Source organism: Jhaorihella thermophila (assembly GCF_900108275.1).
GTDB lineage: Bacteria > Pseudomonadota > Alphaproteobacteria > Rhodobacterales > Rhodobacteraceae > Jhaorihella > Jhaorihella thermophila.
In genome coordinates, this window is sequence record NZ_FNVD01000008.1 from 22,127 (window position 1) to 46,267 (window position 24,141).

The following is a 24,141-nucleotide window of genomic DNA, read 5'->3' on the forward strand; positions in this document are numbered from 1 at the left end:
TTTGCGTTTCAGCTCTGCCCCGCGCGGCGATCTTAACCGGCTCCGAAGGTTTCGCCAACAAAGCGCGTCAAATCCGGCATTTTCGTCAGCGTCAGACCGCCGGCCGTGACCGGTTTGCCACCCGCGGGCGCGATTGCCCGCGTGAAACCAAGTTTCTCTGCCTCTTTCAACCTGTTTTCCGTCTGCGACGCGGGCCGCAGGGCGCCCGAGAGGCTGATTTCGCCGAAAATCACCGTCTCTCCGGGCAAGGCGGCATCTTCCCGCGCACTCAGCAGCGCCGCCGCGGCGGCAAGGTCGGCGGCCGGTTCGGTGACCTTCATGCCCCCGGCCACGTTCAGATAGACGTCGAGCCCGGCAAAGGGGATGCCGCAGCGCGCCTCGAGCACGGCGAGAATCATTGCCAGCCGGCCGGAATCCCAGCCCACCACCGACCGGCGCGGCTGGCTGAGCGACGACGGCGCAACCAGCGCCTGAAACTCGACCAGAACCGGCCGGGTGCCCTCGATCCCGGCAAAGACCACCGATCCGGCGCTGGGCTCGCCGCGTTCGCTGAGAAACAGCGCCGAAGGGTTGGCGACTTCGGCCAGCCCGCCACCGGTCATCTCGAATACGCCGATTTCGTCGGCCGGGCCGAACCGGTTTTTCACCGCGCGAAGGATGCGGAACTGGTGGCCGCGCTCGCCTTCGAAGTAGAGCACCGTGTCCACCATGTGTTCGACCACGCGGGGGCCGGCGATTTGGCCGTCCTTGGTGACGTGCCCCACCATCACCACCGACACGCCGCGCCGTTTGGCGAAGGTGGTCAGTTCATGCGCGGCGGCGCGGACCTGAGAGACGCTGCCCGGCGCGCTGTCCACGGTGTCGGCCCACATGGTCTGGATCGAATCGATCACGACAAGCTGCGGCTTTTCGGATTCCAGCGTGGTGAGGATGTCGCGCAGGTTGGTTTCGGCGGCCAGTTGCACGGGCGCGTCGGAAAGCCCCAGCCGGCGGGCGCGCATCCGCACCTGGGCGCTGGCCTCTTCGCCCGAGACGTAGAGGGTCTTCAGCCCGGCCCGGGCGAACCGGGCGGCGGCTTGGAGCAGCAGGGTGGATTTGCCGATGCCCGGATCGCCGCCCACCAGGATGGCCGAGGCCGGCACCAGTCCGCCGCCCAGCACCCGGTCAAGCTCGGCCAGCCCGCTTTGCGTGCGGGGCGGGGGGGCTTCGTCGGTGGCCAGATCCGTGAGTGCGATCGAGCGGCCGCGCCTAGCGCCCAGCGATTTCGAACCCGCGCCGGTGGACAGGCCCGCGTCCTCGGTGATCGTGTTCCATTCGCCGCAGGCGTCGCAGCGGCCGGACCACTTGTTGTAGCTGGCACCGCAGGCGGTGCAGGTGAAGCCGGCGGGTTTCTTCATCTGACGGACCTTGCGCTGAGGATCGACAGGAGCAGCGAGGCGAGGATGCAGCCGGTGAAGAACCACAGGCCCCAGGCGACCTCGACCGTGGCGTAGCCGATGCCGCGCACCACGACGATGTAGAGCGCGATCAGGAACACGTCGGCCATGGCGAGCTTGCCCAGCCATGTGAGCGCGGGAAGCGTGCGGGGCGAGAGCAGGCCGAAATGGATGAGCGCGAGGCCGATGGTTTTCAGGTAGGGGGCGAAGATCGCGAAGAAGGTGACGAAAAGAGCCAGTGCCACGTCGGCATCCCACAGCGCCTGCAAGCCGGAGATCACCGAAATCTCGCTGAGGCCGAAGAGAGGAAGGAGACCCGCGCGCATCAGCGGCACGAACCAGGCCAACGGGAACAGCACTAGAAGCGCCGCGTTGGCGAGGGTGAGTATCGGTTTCAGCATCGGCGCGCGGCCTGGGGGCGGGCAGGGGGGCTGTCTGCCCCCCGCCGCCTGCGGCGGCTCCCCCCGAGGATATTTCGGGCAAGAGGAAGGGGCGGGGTCATCGCACGGCCTCGATCGGGCCCTCGGCGCGGCCGTGGATGAACTGGTCCACGTAAGGATCGCCGGAATGGTCGAGTTCGGAGACCGGGCCGGTCCATTTGATGACGCCGTCATGCAGCATGGCGACAGTGTCAGCGATGGCGCGGACGCTGGTCATGTCATGGGTGATGGTCATGGCGGTCGCGCCCATTTCCACCACGATTTCGCGGATCAGGTCGTTGATGACCCCGGCCATGATCGGGTCGAGCCCCGTTGTGGGTTCGTCGAAGAAGATGATTTCGGGTTCGGCGGCGATGGCGCGGGCGAGGCCTACGCGTTTCTGCATGCCGCCCGAAAGCTCGGCGGGGTAGCGGTCGGCCACGTCCGGTTTCAGCCCGACCCGGCGCAGTTTTTCCAGAGCGATGGCACGGGCTTCGTCTGCGGGGCGTTTCAGCGAGCCGCGCAGCAGGCGGAAGGCCACGTTCTGCCAGACGGTGAGCGAATCGAACAGCGCGCCGCCCTGGAACAACATGCCGAAGCGCGACAGGAAGGCGTCGCGGTCGGCGGTTTCGGCGTCCTGGCCATCGACGTAGATCTTGCCGGAATCGGGCTTGATGAGGCCGAGGATGCATTTCAGCGCCACCGACTTGCCCGTGCCCGAGCCGCCGATGATCACCATCGACGTGCCCTTTTCGACGGTCAGCGTCATGCCGCGCAGAACGTGGTTGTCGCCGAAGCTCTTGCAGACGTTCTCCATCCGGATCATAGCGAGAAGAACACCCCCGTGAGGACGAAATTGGCGGCAAGGATCATCACTGCGGCGGCTTCGACGCTGCTCTTGGTGGCGCGGCCGACCCCTTGGGCGCCACGGCCGGAGTTCATGCCGTAGTAGCATCCCATCGTGGCGGCGATCACGCCGAAGGCGGCCCCCTTGGCCAGCGAAGAGACGATGTCGCGCATCTCGAGGAAATCGACGGTGTTCTTGAGATAGGCCGCAGGGTTGAAGCCGAGGTTCTGCACGCCCACTGCATAGCCTCCGGCGATGCCGATCACGTCGCCCACCGCGACCAGCGCCGGCACCACCAGAAGCGCGGCCAGAACGCGCGGGGTGACGAGGTATTTCGTCGGGTTGGTGGAGAGCGTGACAAGCGCGTCGATCTGTTCGGTCACCTTCATCGTGGCGATTTCGGCCGCGATCGAAGAGGTGACGCGGGCCGCGATCATCAGCCCCACCATGACGGGGCCCAGTTCGCGCACCATGCCGATGGCGACGATCTGCGGCACGATCGCCTCGGCATTGAAGCGGGCGCCGCCGGAATAGGTTTGCAGCGCCAGCGCGCCACCGGTGAAGATCGTGGTCAGCCCCACCACCGGCAGCGACAGCCAGCCGATATTCATCAGCGCCATCCCGAATTCGCGCAGATAGAAGGGGGGCCGGAACACATGGGACAGCGACAGAATCGCGAACAGCGTCATCCGGCCGATCGTGCCGAGCGTGTTCAGAACCGCGTTGCCGAGCCGTTCAAGCGCCGTGACCGGGTTCATTTCAGATAGGTCCGTTCATAGCGGTCGCCCAGCGAGGTGAGGATTTCATAGCCGATGGTGCCGGCCGCCTGTGCCAGATCGTCCACGCCCTGCTGCGGCCCGAGGATCGTCAGGCTCTCGGGGTCATGGGCGAGGCCGGTGACATCGACGGTGATGAGATCCATCGAAACGCGCCCGGCCACCGGGCAGGCCGTGTCGCCGTGATAGAGCCACCCGTTCGGCCCCATCGCCCGGATCAGCCCGTCGGCATAGCCCGCCGCGACGGTGGCGATGCGGGTATGGCGGCGCGCGGTGAAGGCGTTGCCGTAACCCACCGTTTCGCCCGGCCGCAGGTCGCGGACCTGAATCACCGGCAGATCGAGCGCGACGACGCGTTGTGCATCCACATAGGGCAGCCCGCCGTAAAGGCCGATGCCGGGACGCGTGAGGTCAAAGTGGTAGTCTGGACCCAGCAGAATGCCGCCCGTGGCGGCAAGCGAACGCGGCACGTCAATTCCGGCGGTCAACTCGTTGAAAAGTTTGAGTTGCTTGGCGTTCATCGGATGATCGGGCTCGTCCGCGCAGGCCAGGTGCGACATGATCAGCACCGGCATCTGGCCGATCGCGATGTCGCGCAGGGCGGCCCACTCCTCGGGCTCGATCCCCAGCCGGTTCATGCCGGTATCGAGCTGGATCCCGAAACCCTGCCGCGGGGTATTCTCGACATGGCGCAGCATCTGGTCCACCGAATTGATCATGGGCGTGAGATCATGATCGCGGATCAAGTCGCTGTCGCCCTCCATATGGCCCGAGAACACAGCGATAGTCGGGCCGGTCCCGACGGCCTTGCGGACGTCGGCCCCTTCCTCGGCGACGGCCACGAAAAATTTGCGCGCGCCGGCGCGGGCCAGCGCATGGGCGACCTCGCCCGCACCCAGCCCGTAGGCGTTTGCCTTGACGACGGCGCCGGTTTCGCAATCCGTCATTGCATCAAGCGCGTGCCAGTTGGCGACAATGGCGGAAAGGTCGATGGTCAGCTTGCCCGTGCTCATGCGGCGTTTTTGACAGGATAGGGGCCAAGGTCAAGGGCGGCGGCGCGGCAAGGCGCGTTGCCGCGCGCGAAAAATTGCGTGCCGCAGCGGAGAGCGGGCGGGTTCAGAACCCGTCGTCGTGCCCCTGTTGCCACGGTTTCACGAGGTTGCCGAAGCGGGTGAACTTGCCCTCGAAGGACAACTCCACCGTGCCGATCGGACCGTGGCGCTGCTTGCCGATGATGACCTCGGCCTTGCCGTGCAGGCGCTCCATCCGTTCCTGCCAGGCGGCGATCTCGTCCAAGCGATCGTCCGAGGGCTTTTCCCGTTCGACATAGTATTCTTCGCGGAACACGAACATCACCACGTCGGCGTCTTGCTCGATCGAGCCCGATTCGCGCAGGTCCGACAGTTGCGGCCGCTTGTCCTCGCGCGCCTCGACTTGGCGCGACAGCTGCGACAGGGCGATCACGGGGATGTCCAGTTCCTTGGCGATGGCCTTCAGACCTTGCGTGATCTCGCTGACCTCGTTCACGCGGCTGTCCTTGGCGGTCGCGGGACGGACCAGCTGCAGATAGTCCACGATCAACAGGTCCAGCCCGTGGGTGCGCTTCAGCCGGCGCGCCCGCGCGGCCAGCTGGCTGATCGGCAGGGCCGGCGTGTCGTCGATATAGAGCGGGCAGGATTCCAGCGCCTTGGCGGCATCGACGAAGCGGCGGAACTCGGCCTCGGTCATGTCGCCGCGACGGATGTTTTCAGATGGAATTTCAGCGGCTTCCGAAAGGATCCTCGCAGCCAGCTGCTCGGCGCTCATCTCCAGCGAGTAGAAACCGACCACGCCGCCTTCGACCGCGCCCTCGGTGCCGTCGGGCAGTGTCCCGCGCTTGTAGGCCTTGGCCACGTTGAAGGCGATGTTGGTGGCCAGCGAGGTCTTGCCCATCGACGGCCGACCGGCAAGGATCAGAAGGTCCGACCGGTGCAGGCCGCCCAGCTTCTTGTCCATGTCGATCAGGCCGGTCGAGATCCCGGCCAGCCCTCCATCGCGTTGATAGGCGGCGTTGGCGACATTAACGGCATCCGTTACTGCCTTGAGAAAGCTCTGAAAACCGCCTTCGGCCTTGCCCTGTTCGCTGAGCTTGTAGAGCTTCTGTTCGGCCTCGACGATCTGTTCGCGCGGCTCGCTGGAGATGTCCACCCGCGCCGCCTTGTCGGCGATGTCGTGACCCAGCCGGATCAGTTCGCGCCTGATCGCGAGGTCATAGATCAACTGGGCATAGTCGCGCACCGCGAAAGAGCTGATCGCCGCGCCGGCCAGCCGCGCCAGATAGGCCGGGCCGCCCAGTTCCTTGAGCCCCTCGTCGTCCTCCATGAACGCCTTGAGCGTCACAGGCGAGGCCAGCGCGTTCTTGGCGATCCGCGCAGCGGCGATTTCGTAGATGCGGGCGTGGACGGGGTCGTAGAAATGCTGCGGCCCGATGATGCTGGCCACGCGGTCATAGACGTCGTTGTTGGTCAGGATCGCGCCCAGCAACTGCTGTTCGGCCTCCACCGAGTGGGGCATCGTGTCCGCGTCCTGAATCTCGGTCTTGCCTGCCTCGAAATTCGCAATCTCGTTCATCTGCTGTCCCATCCCCTGGCGCCCTTGGTCTGTGACAGACCCTGCGGCGGGGTTCCATCGGGAAATCTCTGTGGATTACCCTGTGTATCGGCATGTGGATGCGTGTTGCCTGTGGCAGATAGAGTAGCACGTCCTGCGCAGGCGACAAGATGTAGGTTCGATACACGATTCGCTGGAAGGTTGCGCACAGCTTGTCCCGTGCCGCGCCGATCAGATGATCGCGCGGTGTTGCAGCAATGTCGCGGCCGGGGTCAGCGCCTGTGCGCCTCCTGCCATTCGCGGGGGGCATTGAGGAAGTTTTCCACCTCGGCCAGCGTTTCCGCGTCGAAGGCCCCGGCGGCGCGCGCCTCGGCCAGAACGTCCCACCAGGTGCAGAGATGGTGCAGGCGCACGCCGTGGTCGCCCAGCGTCTTTTCGGTTTCCGGAAAGATGCCGTAATAGAAGATCACCGCCGTATGGGCGCAGGTGGCACCGGTCTGCCGGATCGCGTCCACGAAGGACAGTTTCGAGCCGCCGTCGGTCGTCAGATCCTCGACCAGCAGCACGCGTTGGCCCTCGCTCATGGCGCCTTCGATCCGGGCGTTGCGACCGTAATCTTTGGGTTTCTTGCGCACATAGGTCATCGGCAGGCCCATGCGCTCGGCCACAAGCGCGGCGAAGGGGATGCCGGCGGTTTCGCCGCCGGCGATGTTGTCGAAGGCCTCGAAACCTGCGTCGCGCATCACGGTGACGGTCAGGAAATCCATCAGCGTCGAGCGGATGCGGGGATAGGAGATCAGCTTGCGGCAGTCGATGTAGCTGGGCGAGGGCAGGCCCGAAGCCAGCGTGTAGGGCTCGCGCGTGTTGAAGTTCACCGCGCCGATTTCCAGCAGCATGCGCGCGGTCAGGCGGGCGATCTCTTCGCGGGGGGGAAAGGAGGTGGGGATCATGCGGCAACCTTTCGGACGTTGGAGCGCGCGGAGAGTGCGGGAGCCTCCGGCGGGAGTATTTGGAGCAAGATGAAGATCAGGTGACGGACCAGTGCAGCGGGAAGCCGGGATCGAACACGGTCACCGGGCCATCGCCGGTTTCGATTTTCGCCGGGTAGGTGACCGGGGCGCCCTTGGTCAGGGTGACCTTGTCGTCGTTGGGGGGCAGGCGGTAGAAGGCGGGGCCGTTCAGCGAGGCGAAGGCCTCGAGCCGGTCGAGCGCGCCTTGGCGGTCGAAGACCTCGGCCAGCACCGACAGGGTGTTGGTGGCGGTGAAGCAGCCGGCGCAGCCGCAGGCGCTTTCCTTGTTGGCGTCCGTGTGCGGAGCGCTGTCGGTGCCGAGAAAGAAACGCGCATCGCCTGAAGTGGCGGCCTCGACCAGCGCCTTGCGGTGGGTTTCGCGCTTGGCCACCGGCAGGCAGTAATAGTGCGGCTTGATCCCGCCCACGAGAATGTGGTTGCGGTTGATGACGAGGTGATGCGCGGTAATGGTGGCGCCGAGGTCGTTTTCGGCCGATCGCACATAGGCCACCGCGTCGGCGGTGGTGACGTGTTCCATCACCACGCGCAGCCCCGGCGTGGCGCGGCGGATCGGGTCGAGCACGCGGTCGATGAACGCGGCCTCTCGGTCGAAGATGTCGATCTCGGGGTCGGTGACCTCGCCATGCACGCAGAGTGGCAGGCCGATCTCGGCCATCTTTTCCAGCACGTCGCGCACCCGGTCGAAATCGCGCACGCCCGAGGCCGAATTGGTCGTGGCGCCGGCCGGGTAGAGCTTGACCGCGCGCACCAGCCCGCTGGCGGCGGCCTGCGCCACGTCCTGCGGGTCGGTGTCTTCGGTCAGATAGAGCGTCATCAGCGGCTCGAAGCTCATGCCGTCGGGCAGGGCGGCGAGGATGCGGTCGCGATAGGCGGCGGCCTGGGCACCCGTCACCACCGGCGGCACGAGGTTCGGCATGATGATGGCGCGGGCGAAATGGCGGGCGGTTTCCGGCAGCACGGCGGCCAGCATCGCGCCGTCGCGCAGATGCAGGTGCCAGTCGTCGGGGCGGCGGATCGTGAGCTTTGTCGTCATGCGCCCCCGCTAGCACAAGTGCGACGATCCGGCCAGAGGGGCGAGACACTTTGCGCGGTTCCTTTATGCAAGGCTGCGCGGCAGGTTGGTTGCGTTGACGAGCGACGGAAACGCATGAGCCGAACGCTGACATTCGAACACCGCTATGCCGCGGATCCCGACCGGGTTTTCGCGCTGGCCACCGATCTGGACACGCTCGAGGCGGTGACGCGGCCCTGGGTGCAGATCCACCACCTGCCGTCCGGGCCAGTGCGGCCGGGGCAGGTGATCGACGTGGGTCTTTCGCTGTTCAGCCTGTTGCCGGTGCGGCCCTATACGATTCGGATCGAGGCCTGCGATGCGCGGGCGCGCCGGATGCGGTCGGTCGAAGAGGGCGCGGGCGTGCGGCGTCTGGTGCATGATCTTGAGGTGCGCTCCGACGGCTCCGGGGCCTGCCTGATCGACCGGGTCGAGGTGGAGGCGGGGTGGATGACACCGCTTGCGGCTCTGTTCGCCCGCTTCATCTATCGCTGGCGCCACCATGTGCGCCAACGGCTGCTGCACGAGGGCGTGGCGTCCTGAGCCTCAGTCGCCGTTGGGCGGCATGGTGAATTCGCCGGCATCGGCGCGTTTCTGCAACCCGCGCAGGCGGCGGCGGAAGTGGCGGGCGTTGATCCGCGAGATCACGTTCTTGCACAGAACCGCCGTCAGGTATGGGCGGTCGCGCGACTCGAGCAGATCGGCCAGCCCGCGCAGATAGGCGATGTTGTCGCGCCGGGCGCGGTAGAGCTGGTAGAAACTGCGTTCGTTCAGGCGGTTCTTTCCGGCCATCACGATGGTGCGGTAGAGGATCCGCATCTCCAGCATGCTGGTCTGCAGGGCCGACCCCATGTGGCGCATCCGCAGGCGGGTCACGTTGGGGCGCTCAAACAGGGTGGCGTGCATCGCGTCCAGCTCCTGCGCTGGGTCGTAGAGGATGAAGGCCTGACCGGCGGCGTCCAGCATGTCGGGGGCATAGCCGTAGCGGTCGGTGAACGAGGTACGGCGCATTTCGGGGAAACGGTCATCCCATTCGGTCATGCGCGGATCCAGCGTCGCCTGCGGCTGGATCGCGACCACCGTCGCGCCGGGGGCGGCCACCGAAAACGCCGCCGCGGCATAGCCGCAGGGGCCCGCGCCGTAGAAGATCACGCGGTCGAAATCCTCGAAGAACCCGTCATCGACGAGCTGGTCGAAGAAGCCATAGACCCGGTGGTCGCGGAACCAAGTGTCGCCGTCGGAGATCAGGCACAGATGCGACCAGCCCTGCGCCTCAACCATCTGAAAGCCGAAGGGCTGGGCGGTTTCCGACAGCGCCCGGATGCCCTGCACGGTCTCGAAGGTCACCAGCAGCGTGCTGTTCTGGTCGATGAACGTGGCAAAGTGCCGGTCGCCCAGCAGCTGCGACATGCCGTTGGCATCCGCCTGGGCGATCAGGCGCTGTTTCCACTCGGCCTTGGAAAGCCCGTCCAGCGACGTCTCCAGACTGTTTTCCGCGTCCTGCATTGCACTGTTCCTCGATCCCGGCCGCGTTTCGTGCCGGTTGCCTCGGAGATAGGACTAGATGGGGATTCAGGCCAAAATTGGAAGAAGCCGGGGCCGTTTCGCGCAAGCGCGGGGACGGGCGCGGAAAGGCGTCAGGACTTTGCCTTCATTCGGCCCAGATTGGCGAAATGCATCAGCGTCCGCGCCGTCTGCTGGTCCACCGGCCGCGAGGGCGGGGTCATCAGGAGCCGGGCGAACAGGGCGCGGAAGGGTTCCTGCTCCATCAGCTCCAGAAAGCGCGACTTGCGCCACAGCACCGCCTGGCGGTGCAGCTTGTCCAGCACCGGGTCGGCGTGCAACTCGTCGCGCAGCGGCGTGCTGAGCGGGGACATGCGGGCGATGGTGGTGTCGGTGTCGGTGCAGAAGTTGCGCTCGACCCAGTAATCCACGTCCAGCATGTGGTCGGAATGCACCGCGCGGCCCCGGTCGGCCTTGACCACGAAGCTTTCCATCGCGCCCAGCGGATAGTGGTTCAGCTGCGCCAGCCCGTAATTTGGACGGCCATAGTTTGAAAAGATCCGGCGGGTCTTGAACTGGTCGTCCAGCTCGCGCCCTTCGCCGTCGAACCAGCGCGCCTGCGCCAGCCGGTCGGGATCGGGGCTGCGGGGGCGGTGCACGCCCAGTTTGCGATAGGTGCCGTCATTGCGGTAGAGCGTCTTGAACATGGCCGCCCGCCACGGCCAATACATGACCTCGGGGGCGCAGCGGGTGAAGGTTTCGGTCACCGGGGCGTCCGCGTAGCGCACCACGCCACCATTGCCGAAGAGCCGCCAGGTCAGGGTGATCGCGGTGGCCTGCGGCAGCGCCTCCAGCAGATCCGTCAGCGTGCCGTCGCCGGCATGGATGTTGACGAATTCGTCCACGTCCAGCGGCAGGATCCAGTCGGCCCGGGCGACGATCTCCATCCGGTCGGCGCGTTTCAGTGCGGTGAACTGGATGCCGCCCTTGTCATGGGGGCCGTCATTGCGGACATGGGTGAGCCAGCCCAGTTCGGCCAGCCGGTCCAGCATCGCGTCGGTGCCGTCCTGGCAGTCGTTCGAAAAGACCAGAAAATCGGTGAACCCCACGGCGCGGTGATGGGCCAGCCATTCCAGCAGAAAGGCGCCTTCGTTGCGGACCGTCAGAACCGCGAGGAACCTGCGGGGACCGCCGCCCACTGGCTCAGCTTTCCATGTCGAGCGCCAGTGCCCAGGCCGCGCGCTCGGTTTCGTTGAGACGCAGTTTCAGGGCCTGCTGGTAGAGCTCTTCGAATTCGGGGATGCGGTGCAATTCGTCGGCCTTGGCCCTGTGCCAGTCCAGCCCCTGCCGGTGCAGGTCGCGCAGCCGGTCGTCGGCCATCAGCCGATCGTATTCGGCGCGCAGGCGGGGAATGTTGCGCTGGATCGTGATGTCGCGGTGATCCGACCAGTCCATGCGGATCCAGTAGTTCAGCCCGATCGACCGGTCCACGTGCAGCGCCCGGCCGCGCTGGCGCTTGATGAGGAAGCTTTCCGCGCTGCGCAGGGCATAGTGGTTCAGCTGCAAAAGGTCGTAGCCGATCGATTTCTTCGAATTGCGCCAGCCGTTCCTTGCCACCTCGCGCGTCATGTCCTGCCCCGAGCCGTTGACCCAGCGCACCTTGTCCTCGAATTCGGGCGCCAGCTTGTTGGGGCGGTGGCAACTGATCTTGGCATAGGCGCCGATATTGCGGAACATGGTCTTGAAGCCCCAGACCGTGTGCGGTTTGGGGCAAAACCGCGGGGCGCAGCGGTCGAACTGGGCGATCACGAATTCGTCGCGCAGCTCGCGCACGCCGTTGTTGCCGAAAAGCCGCCAGGTCATCGCGATATTCGTCGCATTCGGCACCCGGTCCAGGAAATCCTGCACCGTGCCGTTGCCGCAGCGCACGTTTATGAATTCGTCCACGTCGATATGGGCGATCCATTCGGCGTTGCGGATCACATCTTCTTTCAGCGACCGGTTCAGCGCGTGTTGCTGGGGCGAGTTGCCTTTCCAGTCGTCATTGTTGCGGTGTTGCAGGACGCCCATTTCCTGCAGCCGGTCGAGGATCGCGTCGGTGCCGTCCTCGCAGCCATTGGTGTAGATCAGGAAATTGTCCACGCCGATGGCGCGGTGAGAGGCGACCCATTCCACGATATAGGGCGCTTCGTTCTTCATGCAGCCCACGATCACCGTGCCGGTGGAGCCCGGCGGCAATTCGCGGCGCGGCATTTCGGGGTAGGGCGGCGCGGGCAGGTCTTCGTCGGTGCGGCCGATGCCGTTGTGGGGGACATAGCTGCTGCGGATGAGATCGCGGAACTTCTCCTGCGCCAGCGGCGGCAGGATCGCGGCGGCCTCGGGCGACAGCTCCGCCACCTTCGCCAGCCGGCCATTCGCGGCCCGCGCGGTCAGCGCCGCGATCGCCTCGGCCTTGCTTTCGCGCTCTTCGCTTGTGGCCGCGTCGATCCGCGGCAGGAAGGCGGCGAAATACTGCGTGGCGCGGAACCCGTAGCCGGGATCCGGCTCGGCCCAGTCGCCGACGGGCGCGGGCGCCTCCAGGATCGGCGCCAGCGCCGGGTATCGGTCGGCCAGCCGGGCATTCGCCGTGGCAAAGCGGTCGCTGACCGGGGTCAGCTGGCCCGGATCCACGGGCGCGCCGTTCACGTCGAGATGTCCCAGCAGCCGCCGCCGCAGCTGGCGGGGGATGATGCGGCCGGCGTGCAGCGCGCGTTCCATCAGCGCGTTCATCTGCCGCGCGCGGGCGAGGAAGGCGGCAGAGGGCTCCGCTGTGGCTTCGGCCTCGGGCACGCGGCCCGGCGCGCGCTCCAGATCGAAGGCTTCGATCAGTTCGGCCCGGATCGCGTCGCCCGCGAATGTTTGCGGATCAAAGGCGCGTGGACGCACCGCCTCGTCTCCGAACACTGCCCGCCAGTCCTCCAGCAGTGCAGCGTAATCCAGCCAGAAGGGCGGCGCCTGCACCTCGGGCATGGCGTTCAGCATCGGATTCGGCGGAGGCACGTCAGCAAGGATTGTCGCGCGCCAGTCCTTGCCCGAGCGCGCAAGATCAAGCTCGGCCCGCAGATCCGCCGTGCGCCCTTCGAGCACCTGTTCGGCATAGTGCCGGGCCAGAACGCGCGCCGGTTCGTCCAGATGCACCACCACGCGGATGCCCCGCGCAAATTCCGCCAGCAGGTCGCGCAGCCGTTCCAGCTCGGACCGGCGCGAGAGCGTCGCAAGCTGCATCGCCGACAGGATCGCGCGGTCGGCGCCGTGCTTGTCCAACTCGGCGGCAAGCCGTGTCCGCACCTCCTCGCGCAGCCGCGCCTGCGCCTGCGCCGTCGCATGGCCCCGGTTCCAGCGCAGCGGGTCCACATGGTCGGGATCGGTCACCGCCATATACAGCCGCGTGTGATTGCGTCGCCCCGAGGACCTGGGCAGCAGAACCCCGTCGCGCAACAGCGGCTCGCGCCAGGCGTCCAGCACCTGCTGAATGCGCTCCGCTCCGCAGCCGGGCAGGCCGATATGCAGGTCGATCCGTCTCATGCCGGCTCCAGCCCCCGATCCAGCCGCGCGATCAGCTCTTCCTCGGCGCGTGGGATGCGCGGCAGGTTCAGCAGGCGGTTGCGCAACGCGGCAAAGGCGGGATCGGCCTTCAGCCGCTCGATCTTGGCCCTGTGCAGGCGCACGCAGGTGTCATGCGCCTCCGCCACGCCCGACAGCGCCTTGAGCGCGGCGATCTCCTCGCGCAGCGCGGGCAGATAGCGCCGGATCGAAAGATCCTCCCACGCGTCGTCGTTGCGGTCCTGCCAGTAGCCGTCATCGAAGAAGCGGTGCTCGCGGTTCACGTCGCCGCGATCGTTCTTGACCAGATAGCTGTCGAGCGACCGCAGCGCATAGTGATTGAGCGTCGCCAGATCGCGCGCGCCGCGGGCGGGAAACTTGCGGATGAACCTGGGATCGGCCGCCACCAGAAAGCGATGCGGCACCTTGCGGCCGGAGCCGTCGGTCCAGTCCGGCCGCTTCCGGGGCGGCAGGGTTTTCCTGAAGAACGGCCGGTGGGCGCCGAAATATTGCAGGGGAAAATCGCGCCGGACCAGCGTCTTGACCTCGGCCGACAGATCGTCGCACCAGATGTCGGGATTGTGCGACCGGGTGAACTGGGCGATCACCGGTTCGTCTTCGAAGGTCTTGATCCCGCAATTGGCGAAGAACTGGAAACTGACCGAAATCGCCTGCGGATTGCCGCAGGCCGCGATCAGCGCGGGGATGGTGTGATCGCCGACATGGATGTTGAGAAACTCGTCCACATCCGCCACCCAGACCCAGTCGGCTTGCCGCACGACATCCTGATGCGCGGCGTCCTTCAGCGCCTCCATCTGATAGTTGCGCCCCTTGGCCGGGTTCGGCAGATGGTGAACGATGCCGTGATCGCGCAACAGGTCCAGCAGCTCGTCCGACCCGTCATCGCAGTCGTTGGAATAGAACAGGAAATCGGTCACGCCGATCAGACGGTTGAAGGCGATCCATTCCAGAAGAAAGGGGCCTTCGTTCTTGATGCAGGTCACCGCGGTGATCCGCATGGGTGCCGTCCCCGCGCCGCCGTCCGTCCCGCTCATGTCGCCTGTCCCGCTCTGCCCCGCGCGTTGGCGGATGATGCCGCTCGATTGTTTCCCGATTAATGACACCGGGGCGAGTCTCCGTCAACGCCGCCGCCCGCTTCCGCGACAACTCCGACCTAAGTCCACCCCAAGGCGCGCTTGACCTCGGCCGCGCGACGTGACCTGTTGGGTGCGGGAGAGTTCACATGCAGATACCACAATCCATCGACGGCGTTCAGTCGCTCCTGGCTGGCCAGGGCTATGTCTGCGGCCGGGCCTTGGCCACGGTCGTGTTCCTCGCGCTGAAACTGGGCCGGCCGCTCTTTCTCGAAGGCGAGGCCGGCGTCGGCAAGACCGAGATCGCCAAGGCGCTCAGCGCCGCGCTGGGCCGTCGTCTGATCCGCCTGCAATGCTACGAGGGGCTGGATGCGGCCTCCGCCGTCTACGAATGGAACTTCCCCGCGCAGATGGTGGCGATCCGTACCGCCGAGGCCGCCGGTGGATCCGACCGCAAATCGCTGCAAGAGGAACTCTTCAGCGGCGACTTTCTGATCCGCAGGCCGCTGCTCGAGGCGATGGAGCCCGACCCCGCCGGCCCGCCTGTGCTGCTGATCGACGAGATCGACCGCACCGACGAGCCGTTCGAGGCCTTCCTGCTCGAGGCGCTGTCGGACTTTCAGGTCACGATCCCCGAGATCGGCACGATCAAGGCGCCCGAGCCGCCGATCGCGATTCTCACCTCCAATCGCACGCGCGAAGTGCATGATGCGCTGAAACGCCGCTGCCTCTATCACTGGGTCGACTACCCCAGTTTCGACCGCGAGGTGGAAATCCTCCACGCCCGCGCGCCGGAGGCCACCGAACGGCTCAGCCGCGAGGTGGTCGCCTTCGTGCAACGCTTGCGCACCGAGGATCTGTTCAAGAAACCCGGCGTCGCCGAAACCATCGACTGGGCCAAATGCCTTCTGGCGCTGGACGTGCTCGAACTCAGCCCCGAGGTGATCGCCGACACGCTGGGCGCGATCCTGAAGTATCAGGACGATATCCAGAAACTTCAGGGTTCCGAGGCCAAGCGCATCCTCGACGAAGCCCGCGCCAACCTGGAGCCGGCCTGATGCCCCTTCATCTTGCCGCAAATACTCTCGGGGGGTGCGGGGGGCAGACAGCCCCCCGCTGACCGCATATGCCCGAATACGCTCCGCTTGAACTCCCCGACAATCCGCGGCTCGCGCAGAACATCATCCATTTTGCGCGCGCGCTCAGAAAGGCAGGCCTGCCGATCGGACCGGGCCGGGTGATCGACGCGATCCGCGCCGTGGCGGCGGCGGGGTTCACCTCGCGCACCGATTTCTACTGGACGCTGCACGCCTGTTTCGTGAACCGGCCCGAACATCGCGTCATCTTCGCCCAGGTGTTCCGGCTTTACTGGCGCGATCCGCGGTATCTGGAACACATGATGGCGATGATGCTGCCGGCGATCCGCGGCGTGCAGGAGGAGCGCACCGCCAAGGCGGGCGAGAAGCGCGCGGCCGAGGCGCTTCTGCAAGGCGTGGAACGCGACCTGCCCGAGATGCCGCAGGACGAACCCGACGGCACCGAAATCGAGATCGACGCGTCGCTGACCATGTCCTCCGAGGAACGACTGCGCACCCTCGACTTCGAACAGATGAGCACCGACGAGATGGCCCAGGCCAGGCGGATGCTGGCGCGGCTGGAACTGCCGGTGGACCCGATCCCCTCGCGCCGTCGCCGGGCAAGCCATGTCGGCCGCCGGTATGATCTGCGCCGAGCGCTCCGCAGCGCCATGCGCACGGGCGGCGAGATGAACAAGTTGCACCGGCAGGAGCCGCGCCCGCGCTGGCCCAACCTGGTGGTGCTTTGCGACATTTCCGGATCTATGAGCCAATACAGCCGCGTGATACTGCATTTCCTGCATACGGTCATGAACGCCAAGGGGCAGGGCTGGGCGAAGGTCCATGCGTTTACCTTCGGTACCCGGTTGACCAACATCACGCGCCACCTGAACCAGCGCGACGTGGATGCGGCGCTGGCCGCGGCCGGGGCGGAGGCGCAGGACTGGGAAGGCGGCACGCGCATCGGCGCCTGTCTGCACGAGTTCAACCGCGACTGGTCGCGGCGCGTGATGGGGCAGGGTGCGGTCGTTCTGCTCATCACGGACGGGCTGGACCGCGACGATCCCGGCCAGCTTGCCCGCGAGATAGAGCGGCTGCATCTTTCGGCGCGGCGGTTGGTGTGGCTCAATCCGCTGTTGCGCTGGGACGGGTTTGCGCCCAAGGCTCAGGGCATCCGTGCAATGTTGCCACATGTGGACAGCTTCCGTGCGGGACATTCGATTGCATCGCTGGAAGACCTGGCCCGCGTGATTTCGCGCCCCGACGACTGTGGCGAAAAGGCGCGATTGATGGCCATGCTGGAGGCCTGATGGAAACGTGGATTTTCGGATTGGCTGCGCCAATCCGACCGGTGCGAGGGGGCGCTGCCCCCTCGCGCTCCCCCGGAGTATTTTCGGCAAGATGAAGAAGTCGATGCGCGGCTTGTCCCGCGCTCACTCCCGGATGTTGCTTCCCTCGGCCAGCGGCCAGTAGAAGTCCGGCGGCAGGCCGGCCTCGGCGCGCTTCGCTTCGTTGAAGGGCGGCTTCAGCGCCCCCTTGAAATAGCGTCGCACAAGTTCGTGGAACCGTTCCTTGGGGTCGGCGTTTTCGCGTCCGCAAAGGAAGTTGAACCATTTGGAGCCGTAGGCGACGTGGCCGACTTCCTCGGCATAGATCACTTCGAGCGCGGCGACCACGTCGGGCAGGTCCGCCTTGCGGAAGATCTCGATCATGCCGGGCGTCACGTCGAGGCCGCGCGCCTCGAGAACCATGGGCACCACCGCCAGCCGGCCCATGATGTCGTCGGCCGTGCCCTCGGCTGCCCGCCACATCCCGGCATGGGCGGGCAGGGCGCCGTAGTGGCTGCCCAGGCCTTCCAGGCAGTCGCAGACCAGGTTGAAATGCTTCGATTCCTCATCCGCCGCCTTGACCCAGTCGTCGTAGAAACCCGCGGGCATCGGGATGTGGCCAAAGCGCGCGACGATGTCCCAGTGCAGATCCACCGCGTTCAGTTCGATATGCGCTACCGCGTGCAGCAGTGCGATGCGTCCCGCGGGCGAGCCGGGTTTCCGCTTGGGCACGTCGCGGGGATTCAGCAGTTCCGGCTTGGCCGGGCGGGCCGGGCGCAGCGGCGGGTCGGCGGTGCCAACAGGGATCGGATCCGCCCGGCCCGCGCGCGCGGCGAACCAGGCGGCCGCGTGGCGGCGCGACAGCGCGGTCTTTTCGCGACCGTCCGCGGTGGTCAGCACCTCCACCGCCATCTGCGTCAGCGTCCGGGTCATAGCGCGCGCACCGCTTGCAGCACCTCTTCGACATGGCCGGGCACGCGGACCTTGCGCCAGACCCGCGCGATCCGCCCGTCGCCGTCGATCAGGAAGGTGGACCGTTCGATCCCCATGTAGCGCTTGCCGTAGTTCACCTTTTCTTTCCACACGCCGTAATCTTCGCAGACATGGGATTCGGCGTCCGACAGAAGCGGCACGGCGAGCCCGTGCTTGGCGGCGAATTTCTCGTGCCGGGCCAGCGTGTCCTTGGAAATGCCGAAGACCTGCGCGCCGGCCTCGGCAAAGGATTGCAGATGTTCGGAAAACCCGATGGATTCCTTCGTGCAGCCCGGCGTATCATCGCGTGGGTAGAAGAACAGCACGACCGGCCTGCCGCGCAGCGCCGAGAGGGTGACATCGCCGCCCCCCGCGCGGGGCAGCGTGAAATCGGGGGCGATATCGTTGACATCAGGCATGGCACATTTCCTTTCAGGCTCTGGCGGTTCAGTTCCATATCGGGCCGGAACAGGCAAGTTTGAAGCGGCGGATGGCGCGGGATGGGCGACGAGAACACCAACGACAAGCCGCGCCTGACCCCGGCACAGGTGGCCCACAGGACGCTGCTGCATGCCCGGCGCGTCAGCATCTGGTCCATGCGCATCACCGTGGTGCTGGCGTCCACGGTTCTGGTCGCCGTCATCATGCTGCTTGGGCAGAAGCTGCACATGCCGGAATATGTGCGCGCGCGGCTGGAGGAACGGGTGGAGCAGGCCGTCGCCGGGCTGCAAGCGACGTTCGGAGACATGCAGTTCGTGCTCGACGAGGACTGGCACCCGCGGCTGCAACTGCTGGATTTCGAGATGCGCGACGCCGAGGGCCGATCCCTTCTGAGGGTCGCCGACGTGCAGGTCAGCCTGGCGCTCGCGTCGATCCTGCAGGGGCGGATCGAACCGGATGACATTGCGTTCAGCGGCGTGCAGGCCACATTGCGCCGCAATCGGGACGGCAAGGTGGAGCTCAGCCTTGGCGGCGGTATCCCCCTGGGGCAGGCGGCAAGCGTCCCCGATCTGATTCGGTCCTTCGAGAGCAACTGGGACAGGCCGCAGCTTGCGGCGCTGGACGAGATCACCATGGACAGCCTGACCCTGCGGTATGAGGATCTGCGCCAGGGGCGGGCCTGGACGCTCGACGGCGGGGTCGTGCGCGTGTTGCGGGAAGGGCGCGATATCGGCATATCCGCAGCCTTTTCTCTTCTCAGCGGCCGCGATTCCGCGGGTTCCGTGGAATTGAGCTATTCCAGCACGATTGGCGAATTGGGGGCGCGGTTCGGCGCCTCGGTCAGCGACATCCTGGCCCAGGACATTGCCGCGCAAAGCCCGGCGCTGGCCTGGCTGGGGGTGCTTCGGGCGCCGATTTCGGGCGCGTTGCGAAGCGGGCTGGACGAAACCGGCGCGCTGGCGCCCCTCTCGGCCACCCTTCAGATCGGCGCGGGCGTGATCCAGCCCACCGAACGGACCCGCCCGATCCCGTTTCATGGCGCGCGCAGCTACTTTACCTATGATCCGGAGGAGCAGACGCTCACCTTTGACGAGCTGGCGGTAGAGAGCGCCTGGGCCTCCGGCGCGGCGGTGGGGCGAGCCTTTCTGAACACCGGCCCTGACGGGGCGCTGGTGGACATGGAAGCGCAGTTTTCAGTCAGCAGGCTGAGGCTCGATCCCGAGGGGCAGCTCGCGCAGCCGCTGGAATTCCGGGAGGTGGGCCTCGACTTCCGGCTCGTCCCCGCGCCGTTTCGGTTCACGCTGGGGGAGCTGCGCGTGAACGATGGCGACAACACCTTTCGGGTCGGCGGGGATCTGACGGCCGAACTGGAGGGATGGCGTCTGCTGTTGCAGGGGCAGGCGGAGAGGCTGACGCCGGAACGCGCAGTGGACCTCTGGCCGCTTCGGCTTGCGCCGAAGCCGCGGAAGTGGGTTTCCGAAAATCTTTGGGGCGGGCGCCTTGTGGATCTCGACTTTGCCCTGCGCCGCCTGCCGGGAAAAAAGCCCGAGATCGCCGCGGATTTCGATTTTGATGGGGTTTCGGTCCGGTTTCTGAAAACCATGCCGCCCATCGCGGGCGCGCGAGGCCACGCTTCGCTGGTCGGCAAGCGGTTTTCGGTGACGGCGACCGGCGGGCGGATCCCCGCCGACAAGGGCGGCGCGATAGAGATCGCGGGCACGTCCTTCATCATCCCCGACGTGTCGATCAAGAAGGCCGCGCCTGCGCGGGTTCGCCTGGCCGGAAGCGGCTCGGTCACTGCGGTGATGTCGCTTTTGAACCGGCCGCCGCTGAACGTCCTGAAGGGCACGCCGCTGCCGGTGGACCTTGCCGACGGGCTGGTGCGGGCAACCGGCACGCTGGATCTGCCATTGAAGAAGGGCGCGCAGTTCGAGGAAATGGACCTGCGGGTCGAGGGCGACATCGTCGCTCCGCGCAGCACGGTTCTGGTTCCCGGCCACGTCCTCGCGGCCCCGGTGATGTCGGTCCGGATCGCTGATCGGGAGGTGTCGATTTCGGGCGGGGCGCGAATCGACGAGGTTCCGGTTCGCGCGGTCTGGCGGCAGCGGATCGGCAAGGGCGTGCCCAAGAAGAGCCGGCTTGAAGGCGAGATCGAACTGTCGCCCAGGCTGTTGCAGACCTTTGCCGTGGGGCTGCCGCCCGGCAGCGTGTCGGGCAAGGGCAAGGGGAGGTTCCAGCTGGATTTCGCGCCGGGCCAGCCGCCCGCCCTGTCGCTGAGCTCCGATCTGGTGGGCGTCGGGCTGCGGATCCCGCAGGTGAACTGGTCCAAGCCGAAAACCACGCCAGGGCGGCTGGAACTGCGCGGCGTGCTGGGAGAGCGGACCCGTATCGACAGGCTGGAATTGCAGGCGCCGGGGCTCAACGCCACCGGCACGGTTCTGAACCGGCCCGGCGGGGGGCTGGAGCAGGCGCAGTTCGATCGGGTGCGTCTGGGGGGATGGCTGGATTCGCCGATTACCATGATCGGACGCGGCGACCGCACGCCCGAGATCCGCATCGAAGGTGGCACCGTGGACTTGCGCCGCGCCACCTTTGGCGGCGGGGAAAACGGCGAAGACGTGCCGTTGACCATCCGGCTGTCCCGGCTGCAGGTAACCGACAGCATCGCCTTGACCGATTTCGCGGGCACGTTTTCGACTGGGGGCGGGTTCAATGGCATTTTCGAGGGCCTGCTGAACGGACAGGTCAAGGTGGAGGGCACCGTCGTGCCCCGCAACGGGCGCAGCGCGGTGCGGGTGCGGTCCGGCGACGGCGGTGCGGTCATGCGCGCGGCCGGCATTTTGAAAAAGGCCTGGGGCGGGCAGTTCACGATGACCCTGATCCCCGTGGAATCCGAGGGCACCTATGAGGGCACGCTGAAGATCGAGAACACCCGGATCAAGGACGCGCCGGCCATCGCCGCGCTGCTGAACGCGATCAGCGTGGTGGGCCTGATCAACGAACTCGCCGGGCAGGGGATCCTGTTCTCGACCGTCGAAGCGCGGTTCCGGCTCGATCCGCAGCGGCTGACGCTCTATCAGGGCAGCGCCGAAGGCGCATCGATGGGGCTGTCGATGGACGGCACCTATGACTTTGAAGCCGAAAACTTGGACATGCGCGGAGTCGTCTCCCCGGTCTACGTCCTGAATGCGCTCGGCAGTATCCTGACACGGCGAGGCGAAGGTCTTCTGGGCTTCAGCTATCGGCTGACGGGGCCGGCCGAATCGCCCCGTGTCCAGGTGAACCCGTTGTCGGCGCTGGCACCGGGCATGTTCCGCGATATCTTCCGCGGCGCGCCGCCCGCCGACCCCAACAGGCCACGGCCCGACAGGGGGGACGGGACACAAGGCCCGGCGGGCGGGGACCGATGAGGCGCCCTGTGGTCAATCCGCCGCCAAGCGGCTATATCGCGACGCCATGAAACTCAGTGACTTCGATTTCGACCTGCCCGAGGACCTGATCGCCACGCGGCCCGTGACGCCGCGCAGTTCGGCGCGGCTCTTGGTGGCCGAAGGCGACGCCATCACCGACGCGATCGTGCGCGATCTTGGCAACTGGCTGCGCCCCGGCGACCGGCTGGTGCTGAACGACACCCGCGTGATCCCGGCCCGCCTGAGTGGCCGGCGTCACCGCGCCACGCCGCAAGGCGAGGTTTCGGCGCGGATCGAGGTGACGCTGCTCGAGCCGCGGGCAGGCGGCGGCTGGGCGGCGCTGCTGAAGCCGCTGAAGAAGGTGAAGCCGGGCGAGGAGATCGCCTTTGAAGGCGGGCTTTCGGCGCGGCTCGGGTCGGTCGAGGGCGGACAGGGTATTCTGCGCTTCAATCTGGAGGGCGACGATTTCGATGCGGCGCTGGCGCGGGCGGGCCAGATGCCGCTGCCGCCCTACATCGCCGCGCGCCGCCCCGCGGACGAGCGCGACCGCGAGGATTACCAGACCGTGTTCGCGCGTCATTCCGGTTCCGTGGCCGCCCCCACCGCTTCGCTGCATTTCGACGAACCGCTGCTGGCGCGGCTGCGCGGGATGGGTGTGCAGTTCACTCATGTCACGCTGCATGTGGGGGCGGGCACCTTTCTGCCGGTCAAGGTCGAGGACGTGACCACCCACAAGATGCACGCCGAATGGGGCAGGGTCACCGAACAGGCCGCCGCCGAGATCACAGCCACCCGCGCCAGCGGCGGCCGGATCATCCCGGTCGGCACCACCGCGCTGCGCCTGATCGAAAGCGCTGCCCGCGACGGCGTGATCCGGCCGTGGGAGGGCAAGACCGACATCTTCATCTATCCCGGTTTCCGGTTCCAGGTGACCGACGCGCTGATGACCAACTTCCACCTGCCGAAATCCACGCTGATGATGCTGGTGTCGGCGCTGATGGGGCAGGAACGGATCCGCCGAATCTACGACCACGCGATCCGCGAAAGGTATCGGTTCTTTTCCTATGGGGACGCGTCGCTTCTGATCCCCTGATTCGGCGGCCCGGAAACAGTGGCGGAAAACGGCATGAGATTGTCGTGGACAGGCCGCCTGGGGCCGCATCGCATCGGATAGGATGATCGGAACAGAAATCGGCGGCGACGGAGGCGCGCGGATGCTACAGGTTCTGGCGGGCGCCTGGGCGCTGCTGTTGGGCGTGGGGCTGCTGATGGTCGGCAACGGCCTTCAGGGCACGCTGCTGGGTGTGCGCGGGCAGATCGAGGGGTTTTCCACGCTCGAGATGTCCACGGTCATGTCGGCCTATTTCATCGGCTTCCTGGGCGGGTCGCGCATGGCCCCCGACATGATCCGGCGGGTGGGGCACGTCCGGGTGTTCGCGGCGCTGGCGTCCTTCATCTCGGCGGTGATGATCCTCTATCCGATGTTTGCCACGCCGGTGACCTGGTTTCTCGGCCGCGTCATCATCGGGTTCTGTTTCTCCGGCGTCTATGTCACCGCCGAAAGCTGGCTGAACAATGCCGCCAGCAATGAAAACCGCGGCAAGGCGCTGTCGCTTTACATGATCGTTCAGATGCTGGGCATCGTGTCGGCGCAGGCGCTGCTGCTGGTGGGCGACCCGGCGGGATACGAAACCTTCGTGATCGCGTCCGTGCTGATCTCGATCTCGTTCGGACCGATCCTTCTGTCGATCAGCCCGACGCCGGCCTTTGAGACCGTCAAGCCGCTGAGCCTGAAGGAACTGATGGCGATTTCGCCCCTGGGCTGTGTCGGTATGTTCTTGCTGGGCGGCGTTTTTTCCGCCCAGTTCGGGATGAGCGCGGTCTATGGCGCGGCCGCCGGACTGACGCTGGCACAGATCTCGACCTTTGTGGCGGCCTTCTATGTGGGGGCGCTGATCCTGCAATATCCGCTGGGCTGGGTCAGCGACCGGATGGACCGGCGCGCCCTGGTCCTGATCGTGTCGGGCCTGGGTGGTGCAGGGGCGCTGATCGCGATGACGATGGGGGACCGGTTTCCCGTCCTTCTGGGCACGGCTTTCCTGATCGGGGGGATGACGAACCCGCTCTATTCGCTGCTGATTGCCTATACCAATGATTATCTCGAACCGGACGACATGGCCGCGGCGTCGGGCGGGCTGGTCTTCATCAACGGGCTGGGCGCGATTGCGGGGCCGCTGATTACCGGCTGGGTGATGGACGATGCCGTGTTCGGGCCGGCGGGCTTTTTCATGTTCATGGCTGCACTGCTGTTCGGGCTGGTGGCCTATGGTCTCTACCGGACCACCCAGCGCGCGCCAACCCCGGTCGAGGAAACCAGCTCCTTTGCGCCGGTCTATCCGACGGCATCGCCGGTGGCCGTCGAACTGGCCCAGGAATACGCCGCCGAGGCGCAGCTGGAAGACGAAGCCGAAGCGACCGGATAGGGGAAAATGTTCACGAAAGGCGACAAGGCGACAGCTGCGACATGTCGCATTCTTGCAATATTTCCGCGGCGTCACAAATTTTTACTATCAGGCGCATCAAATC

General features: G+C 66.4%; 20 protein-coding genes. 6 read left to right on the forward strand and 14 right to left on the reverse strand.

The genetic code is table 11. The features are described 5' to 3' along the window. Positions 1–32: 32 nt before the first annotated feature. From radA to pyrC, 8 genes are all read right to left on the reverse strand, one after another. Complete coding sequence (gene radA, locus C4S70_RS10725; protein WP_104008110.1) at positions 33–1,397, reverse strand: DNA repair protein RadA; 1,365 nt, start codon at positions 1,395–1,397, stop codon at positions 33–35. Further along, on the reverse strand, positions 1,394–1,825 hold the full coding sequence (locus tag C4S70_RS10730; protein WP_104008246.1) for a paraquat-inducible protein A: 432 nt from the start codon (positions 1,823–1,825) through the stop codon (positions 1,394–1,396). Before C4S70_RS10730 ends, radA begins: the two co-directional genes overlap by 4 nt. 109 nt (positions 1,826–1,934) lie before the next feature. Continuing rightward, complete coding sequence (locus C4S70_RS10735) at positions 1,935–2,681, reverse strand: ABC transporter ATP-binding protein (protein WP_104008111.1); 747 nt, start codon at positions 2,679–2,681, stop codon at positions 1,935–1,937. Continuing rightward, a complete protein-coding gene (locus C4S70_RS10740) occupies positions 2,678–3,460 on the reverse strand; it encodes an MlaE family ABC transporter permease (protein WP_104008112.1) in 783 nt (260 codons plus the stop codon). Before C4S70_RS10740 ends, C4S70_RS10735 begins: the two co-directional genes overlap by 4 nt. Continuing rightward, positions 3,457–4,491: an alanine racemase gene (gene alr / locus C4S70_RS10745; RefSeq protein WP_104008113.1), complete on the reverse strand. Its 1,035-nt coding sequence runs from the start codon at positions 4,489–4,491 to the stop codon at positions 3,457–3,459. The genes C4S70_RS10740 and alr overlap by 4 nt, the downstream gene beginning before the upstream one ends. A gap of 103 nt (positions 4,492–4,594) precedes the next feature. Then, positions 4,595–6,088: a replicative DNA helicase gene (locus tag C4S70_RS10750; RefSeq protein ID WP_104008114.1), complete on the reverse strand. Its 1,494-nt coding sequence runs from the start codon at positions 6,086–6,088 to the stop codon at positions 4,595–4,597. Positions 6,089–6,339: 251 nt separating this feature from the next. Then, positions 6,340–7,017: an orotate phosphoribosyltransferase gene (locus C4S70_RS10755; RefSeq protein WP_104008115.1), complete on the reverse strand. Its 678-nt coding sequence runs from the start codon at positions 7,015–7,017 to the stop codon at positions 6,340–6,342. 76 nt (positions 7,018–7,093) lie between these two features. Further along, a complete protein-coding gene (gene pyrC / locus C4S70_RS10760) occupies positions 7,094–8,131 on the reverse strand; it encodes a dihydroorotase (RefSeq protein WP_104008116.1) in 1,038 nt (345 codons plus the stop codon). 114 nt (positions 8,132–8,245) lie between these two features. Here pyrC and C4S70_RS10765 point away from each other — a divergent pair, with 114 nt between their 5' ends. After that, a complete protein-coding gene (locus C4S70_RS10765) occupies positions 8,246–8,692 on the forward strand; it encodes an SRPBCC family protein (protein ID WP_104008117.1) in 447 nt (148 codons plus the stop codon). A gap of 3 nt (positions 8,693–8,695) precedes the next feature. On the opposite strand, the gene C4S70_RS10770 is transcribed toward C4S70_RS10765, so the two are convergent. The 4 genes from C4S70_RS10770 to C4S70_RS10785 form a co-directional block, all read right to left on the reverse strand. Continuing rightward, positions 8,696–9,655, reverse strand: coding sequence for a phosphoadenosine phosphosulfate reductase (locus C4S70_RS10770; RefSeq protein ID WP_104008118.1), 960 nt, complete (start codon positions 9,653–9,655; stop codon positions 8,696–8,698). Between the two features lie 131 nt (positions 9,656–9,786). Next, positions 9,787–10,851 (reverse strand): glycosyltransferase family 2 protein, encoded by a 1,065-nt coding sequence (locus tag C4S70_RS10775; protein WP_104008119.1) that lies wholly within the window; start codon positions 10,849–10,851, stop codon positions 9,787–9,789. Between the two features lie 4 nt (positions 10,852–10,855). After that, positions 10,856–13,216 carry a glycosyltransferase family 2 protein gene (locus tag C4S70_RS10780; RefSeq protein WP_104008120.1) on the reverse strand — a complete coding sequence of 787 codons (2,361 nt, stop codon included), beginning with the start codon at positions 13,214–13,216 and terminating at the stop codon, positions 10,856–10,858. Next, positions 13,213–14,253 carry a glycosyltransferase family 2 protein gene (locus C4S70_RS10785; RefSeq protein WP_104008247.1) on the reverse strand — a complete coding sequence of 347 codons (1,041 nt, stop codon included), beginning with the start codon at positions 14,251–14,253 and terminating at the stop codon, positions 13,213–13,215. Before C4S70_RS10785 ends, C4S70_RS10780 begins: the two co-directional genes overlap by 4 nt. 224 nt (positions 14,254–14,477) lie before the next feature. Here C4S70_RS10785 and C4S70_RS10790 point away from each other — a divergent pair, with 224 nt between their 5' ends. Next, positions 14,478–15,386 carry an AAA family ATPase gene (locus tag C4S70_RS10790; RefSeq protein ID WP_104008121.1) on the forward strand — a complete coding sequence of 303 codons (909 nt, stop codon included), beginning with the start codon at positions 14,478–14,480 and terminating at the stop codon, positions 15,384–15,386. 68 nt (positions 15,387–15,454) lie between these two features. After that, the gene (locus C4S70_RS10795; RefSeq protein WP_104008122.1) at positions 15,455–16,714 is read left to right on the forward strand and encodes a vWA domain-containing protein; all 1,260 of its coding nucleotides are present in this window, start codon (positions 15,455–15,457) and stop codon (positions 16,712–16,714) included. A gap of 123 nt (positions 16,715–16,837) precedes the next feature. Here the strand turns inward: C4S70_RS10795 and C4S70_RS10800 are convergent, their stop codons facing one another. Continuing rightward, on the reverse strand, positions 16,838–17,665 hold the full coding sequence (locus tag C4S70_RS10800) for a ferritin-like domain-containing protein (RefSeq protein WP_104008123.1): 828 nt from the start codon (positions 17,663–17,665) through the stop codon (positions 16,838–16,840). Then, positions 17,662–18,123 (reverse strand): peroxiredoxin, encoded by a 462-nt coding sequence (locus C4S70_RS10805; protein WP_104008124.1) that lies wholly within the window; start codon positions 18,121–18,123, stop codon positions 17,662–17,664. Before C4S70_RS10805 ends, C4S70_RS10800 begins: the two co-directional genes overlap by 4 nt. Positions 18,124–18,204: 81 nt before the next feature. On the opposite strand from C4S70_RS10805, the gene C4S70_RS10810 reads away from it, so the two are divergent. The 3 genes from C4S70_RS10810 (at position 18,205) to C4S70_RS10820 (ending at position 24,038) form a co-directional block, all read left to right on the forward strand. Next, complete coding sequence (locus C4S70_RS10810; RefSeq protein WP_104008125.1) at positions 18,205–21,555, forward strand: YhdP family protein; 3,351 nt, start codon at positions 18,205–18,207, stop codon at positions 21,553–21,555. 46 nt (positions 21,556–21,601) lie between these two features. Further along, positions 21,602–22,648 (forward strand): tRNA preQ1(34) S-adenosylmethionine ribosyltransferase-isomerase QueA, encoded by a 1,047-nt coding sequence (gene queA / locus C4S70_RS10815; protein WP_104008126.1) that lies wholly within the window; start codon positions 21,602–21,604, stop codon positions 22,646–22,648. Positions 22,649–22,769: 121 nt separating this feature from the next. Further along, positions 22,770–24,038, forward strand: a complete 1,269-nt coding sequence (locus tag C4S70_RS10820) for an MFS transporter (RefSeq protein WP_104008248.1) — start codon at positions 22,770–22,772, stop codon at positions 24,036–24,038. Positions 24,039–24,141: the final 103 nt, after the last annotated feature.

What these genes read in the sequence shown, in the direction of transcription:
- C4S70_RS10735 (WP_104008111.1), bottom strand. Translation starts at nt 2,681, where the DNA reads ATGATCCGGATGGAGAACGTCTGCAAGAGCTTCGGCGACAACCACGTT.
- C4S70_RS10820 (WP_104008248.1), top strand. Translation starts at nt 22,770, where the DNA reads ATGCTACAGGTTCTGGCGGGCGCCTGGGCGCTGCTGTTGGGCGTGGGG.
- C4S70_RS10765 (WP_104008117.1), top strand. Translation starts at nt 8,246, where the DNA reads ATGAGCCGAACGCTGACATTCGAACACCGCTATGCCGCGGATCCCGAC.
- alr (WP_104008113.1), bottom strand. Translation starts at nt 4,491, where the DNA reads ATGAGCACGGGCAAGCTGACCATCGACCTTTCCGCCATTGTCGCCAAC.
- queA (WP_104008126.1), top strand. Translation starts at nt 21,602, where the DNA reads ATGAAACTCAGTGACTTCGATTTCGACCTGCCCGAGGACCTGATCGCC.
- C4S70_RS10790 (WP_104008121.1), top strand. Translation starts at nt 14,478, where the DNA reads ATGCAGATACCACAATCCATCGACGGCGTTCAGTCGCTCCTGGCTGGC.
- pyrC (WP_104008116.1), bottom strand. Translation starts at nt 8,131, where the DNA reads ATGACGACAAAGCTCACGATCCGCCGCCCCGACGACTGGCACCTGCAT.
- C4S70_RS10785 (WP_104008247.1), bottom strand. Translation starts at nt 14,253, where the DNA reads ATGCGGATCACCGCGGTGACCTGCATCAAGAACGAAGGCCCCTTTCTT.
- C4S70_RS10780 (WP_104008120.1), bottom strand. Translation starts at nt 13,216, where the DNA reads ATGAGACGGATCGACCTGCATATCGGCCTGCCCGGCTGCGGAGCGGAG.
- C4S70_RS10810 (WP_104008125.1), top strand. Translation starts at nt 18,205, where the DNA reads ATGGGCGACGAGAACACCAACGACAAGCCGCGCCTGACCCCGGCACAG.
- C4S70_RS10750 (WP_104008114.1), bottom strand. Translation starts at nt 6,088, where the DNA reads ATGAACGAGATTGCGAATTTCGAGGCAGGCAAGACCGAGATTCAGGAC.
- C4S70_RS10755 (WP_104008115.1), bottom strand. Translation starts at nt 7,017, where the DNA reads ATGATCCCCACCTCCTTTCCCCCCCGCGAAGAGATCGCCCGCCTGACC.
- C4S70_RS10770 (WP_104008118.1), bottom strand. Translation starts at nt 9,655, where the DNA reads ATGCAGGACGCGGAAAACAGTCTGGAGACGTCGCTGGACGGGCTTTCC.
- C4S70_RS10795 (WP_104008122.1), top strand. Translation starts at nt 15,455, where the DNA reads ATGCCCGAATACGCTCCGCTTGAACTCCCCGACAATCCGCGGCTCGCG.
- C4S70_RS10740 (WP_104008112.1), bottom strand. Translation starts at nt 3,460, where the DNA reads ATGAACCCGGTCACGGCGCTTGAACGGCTCGGCAACGCGGTTCTGAAC.
- radA (WP_104008110.1), bottom strand. Translation starts at nt 1,397, where the DNA reads ATGAAGAAACCCGCCGGCTTCACCTGCACCGCCTGCGGTGCCAGCTAC.
- C4S70_RS10800 (WP_104008123.1), bottom strand. Translation starts at nt 17,665, where the DNA reads ATGACCCGGACGCTGACGCAGATGGCGGTGGAGGTGCTGACCACCGCG.
- C4S70_RS10805 (WP_104008124.1), bottom strand. Translation starts at nt 18,123, where the DNA reads ATGCCTGATGTCAACGATATCGCCCCCGATTTCACGCTGCCCCGCGCG.